Annotated in this window: 2 protein-coding genes and 1 pseudogene; 2 read left to right on the forward strand and 1 reads right to left on the reverse strand. The window is 73.0% G+C overall.

The window, feature by feature from the left end:
- Window positions 1-300 precede the first annotated feature (300 nt).
- On the reverse strand, window positions 301-939 hold the full coding sequence (locus V7793_RS34385; RefSeq protein ID WP_336013628.1) for a DsbA family oxidoreductase: 639 nt from the start codon (window positions 937-939) through the stop codon (window positions 301-303).
- Window positions 940-1045: 106 nt separating this feature from the next.
- On the opposite strand from V7793_RS34385, the gene pepN reads away from it, so the two are divergent.
- Complete coding sequence (gene pepN / locus V7793_RS34390; RefSeq protein ID WP_336013629.1) at window positions 1046-3637, forward strand: aminopeptidase N; 2592 nt, start codon at window positions 1046-1048, stop codon at window positions 3635-3637.
- 197 nt (window positions 3638-3834) lie between these two features.
- A pseudogene (locus V7793_RS34395) lies at window positions 3835-4065 on the forward strand (hypothetical protein); the annotation flags it as partial.

Consider the following 4065-nt stretch of genomic DNA (forward strand, 5'->3'; position numbering starts at 1 on the left):
GCAGGCCCAGTGCGGACCGCAGCGGGACGAGGGCCTGGCAGCCGGCTCGCAGCAGCAGGTCGTACGGGCGTACGGCCTGCTCGGCGAAGCGGCCCGCGGCCGGCGGGTCCACTTCTGCGCGGCCCCCGTCGAAGCCCAGGGGCGGGGTGAGATCGGTCTGACCCATACCGGGACATTAAGGGAGGGGAGACATGCACGCGCGCCGACGTCCGGTCACTGCGGGCCGGCGGGGGCTTGTCGCGCCCACGCGGCGGAGCCGCAGAGTGACATCGTCCCGCGCCCCTTGCGGGGCGCGTACGCCTAGTCGAAGACCGGCCCGCTCGTGCGGGTCCGCTTGATCTCGTAGAAGCCCGGCGTCGAGGCGACCAGCAGCGTGCCGTCCCACAGCCGCGCCGCGGCCTCGCCCTTGGGGGCGGGCGTGACGACGGGGCCGAAGAAGGCGATCTGCTCGCCGTCCGCGCCCGGCACCGCGATGATCGGCGTGCCGACGTCCTGGCCGACCTTGGTGATGCCCTCCTCGTGCGAGGCGCGCAGCTCGGCGTCGAAGGCGTCCGAGCGGGCGACGTCCGCGAGCTCGGCCGGCAGGCCCGCCTCTTCCAGGGCGGCGACGATCGTCTCGTGGTCCCGGGGCAGGCCCTGGTTGTGGAAGCGGGTGCCGAGGGCCGTGTAGAGCGGGCCGAGGACCTGCTCGCCGTGCTTGGCCGCGGCCGCGATGCACACGCGGACCGGGCCCCACGCCTCGGTCCGCATGATCGTGCGCATGCGCTCGTCCATCGTGTCGAGCTTGTCCTCGTTGAGGACGGCCAGGCTCATGACGTGCCAGCGCACCTCGACCGGGCGGACCTTCTCGACCTCCAGCATCCAGCGCGAGGTCATCCAGGCCCAGGGGCACAGCGGGTCGAACCAGAAGTCGGCGGGGGTCTTCTCCACGGCAGTCACGTAGATCTCCTCAGAAGGGCCATTCGGTCGCCGTTTCAACAAAAACACCCCGTGCCATGATTCCGCTGTTGCCACAGACACACCATCCAGCCGAAGGAGTGCCGACGTGCCCGGTGAGAACCTGACCCGTGAGGAGGCCCGTGAGCGGGCCCGGCTGCTGGCCGTGGACGCCTACGAGGTGGCCCTCGACCTGCGGTCCGCGGTGGGGGCGGGACAGGAGCACCGGACGTTCCGGTCGGTCACCACGGTGCGCTTCCGCTGCGCCGAGCCCGGGGCCGCGACGTTCGCGGACCTGCTGGCGCCCGCCGTGACCGCCGTGACGCTGAACGGCCGCGCCCTGGACCCGGCCGCCGTCTTCGACGGCTCGCGGATCGCGCTCGCGGACCTGGCCGCCGAGAACGTCCTGGTCGTGGACGCGCAGTGCGCGTACAGCCGGACCGGCGAGGGCCTGCACCGCTTCGAGGACCCCGAGGACGGCGAGGTCTACCTCTACACCCAGTACGAGCCGGCCGACGCCCGCCGCGTCTTCGCGGGCTTCGAGCAGCCCGACCTCAAGGCGCCCTTCGCCCTCTCGGTGACCGCGCCCGCCGGCTGGACGGTGCTGGGCAACGGCGCGCAGGCCGGCGAGCCCGAGCCCGTCGCGCCGTCCGCCGCCACCTGGCGGTTCGCCGAGACGCTGCCGATCTCCACGTACATCACGGCGGTCGTCGCCGGCCCGTACCACGTGGTCCGCGACCACTACAGCCGCACGCTGCCCGACGGCACCGTCCTGGAGATCCCGCTGGGCGCGCTGTGCCGCAAGGGCCTGGCCCGGCACTTCGACGCGGACGACATCTTCACCGTCACCAAGCAGGGCCTGGACTTCTTCCACGACAACTTCGACTACCCGTACCCGTTCGGGAAGTACGACCAGGCGTTCGTGCCCGAGTACAACCTCGGCGCGATGGAGAACCCGGGCCTGGTGACCTTCCGCGAGGAGTTCGTCTTCCGCGGCAAGGTGACGCAGACGTCCTACGAGGGCCGGGCCAACGTCATCCTGCACGAGATGGCGCACATGTGGTTCGGCGACCTGGTCACCATGGAGTGGTGGGACGACCTGTGGCTGAAGGAGTCCTTCGCCGACTTCATGGGGACCTTCTCGATGGTGGAGGCGACCCGCTTCACCAACGGCTGGATCACCTTCGCCAACCGGCGCAAGGCGTGGGCGTACCGCGCCGACCAGCTGCCCTCCACGCACCCGGTCACGGCCGACATCCACGACCTGGAGGAGGCCAAGCTCAACTTCGACGGCATCACCTACGCCAAGGGCGCCTCCGTCCTCAAGCAGCTCGTCGCCTACGCGGGCCGTGACGCCTTCCTGGAGGGCGCCCGGCGCTACTTCAAGCGGCACGCCTTCGGCAACACGCGCCTGACCGACCTGCTGGAGGTGCTGGAGGAGACCTCCGGCCGGGACATGGGCGCCTGGGCGCGCTCCTGGCTGCAGACCGCGGGCGTCAACTCCCTCACGCCGCTCGCCACCTACGACGCCGCCGACCGGATCACCGAGCTCGCGATCCTTCAGGAGGCCTCGCCCGAGCACCCCGAGCTGCGCCCGCACCGCGTGGCCGTGGGCCTCTACCGCCGCGACGCCGGCGGCGCGCTGGTGCGCTACGCCCGCACCGAGGCCGACGTCGCCGGCCCGCGCACGGTCGTGGCCGGCCTGGCCGGGGCCGAGCGCCCGGAGCTGATCCTGGTCAACGACGAGGACCTGACGTACTGCAAGGTCCGCTTCGACGAGGGCTCGCTGGCGACGCTGCGCGCCCACCTCGGCGACCTCACGGACCCGCTCGCGCGCGCCCTGTGCTGGTCGGCGCTGTGGAACCTCACCCGCGACGGGCTGATGCCCTCCCGGGACTTCCTCTCCCTCGTGGAGCGGTTCGCGGGCGCCGAGAGCGAGGTCGGCGTGCTGCAGATGCTGCAGGCGTGGGCGCGCACGGCCCTGGTGCACTACGCGGCTCCCGCGTGGCGCGAGGAGGGCGGCCGGGTGCTCGCCGCGGGCGCGCTGCGCGAGCTGCGGCTCGCGGAGCCCGGCAGCGGCCACCAGCTGGCGTGGGCGCGCTTCTTCGCCCAGCTCGCTTCGTCCCCCTCCGACCTGCAGCTGCTGCGCGGCCTGCTGGACGGGACCGCGAAGATCGACGGGCTGGAGGTGGACCAGGAGCTGCGCTGGGCGTTCCTGGCCGCGTCGGCGGCGCAGGGCGCGGCCGACGAGGCGGCGATCGGCGCGGAGCTCGCCCGCGACAACACCGCCTCCGGTGAGCGCCACCGCGTCCGCTGCCTGGCCTCCCGGCCCTCCGCCGAGGTCAAGGAGGAGGCGTGGCGGACCGTCGTCGCCTCCGACAAGCTCTCCAACGCCCTGGCCGAGGCCACCATCGCGGGCTTCGACCAGGCCGGGCAGCGGGAGCTCCTCGCGCCGTACGCCGAGCGCTACTTCGCGGTGATCGAGGACATCTGGCGCGAGCGGTCCATCGAGTACGCCATGGCCGTCGTGCGGGGGCTCTTCCCGGCCCTTCAGGACGACCGGGGGACGCTGGACGCGGCGGACGCGTGGCTCGCCGCGCACGAGGGCTCTCCCGCGGCGCTGCGGCGGCTCGTGCTGGAGGCGCGGGACGACCTCGCCCGCGCGCTGCGGGCGCAGGAGTGCGACGGCGCCGCGGACTGAGTCCGCTGCATACGGGGTACGGTCCGGCCGCGGGGTGGTCCCGCGGCCGGGGCGCCGCCGTTCCGGCCGGGCGGGCGGCTGTCCAGGAGCAGGGGATGCGGTCGAACACCCGTACTTTAGGGCAGCGTTGTCCGGAAATGTCGACGGGGCTGTAACACCGGGTTAGGGCCCGCCGCGGACGCGGGAACGTGGCCGGCATGAACTCCGACACTCCTCTCTCCCCGCGCCCCCTGCACCACCTCTCCGACGTCCGTCACCGTGTCATGACAGCACGTCAGCTGCGCGACCACGGTGTGTCCGGACCCGCCGCCGGGGAGCGCTGCCGCCCCGGCGGCCCCTGGCAGCAGCTGCTGCCCGGGGTCTTCCTGCTCCGCACGGGGCCCGCCACCAGCGAGGAGCGGCTGCACGCAGCCCTGCTGTACACGGTC

It is taken from the genome of Streptomyces sp. KLMMK (genome assembly GCF_036961605.1).
Classification (GTDB): Bacteria; Actinomycetota; Actinomycetes; order Streptomycetales; family Streptomycetaceae; genus Streptomyces; species Streptomyces telluris.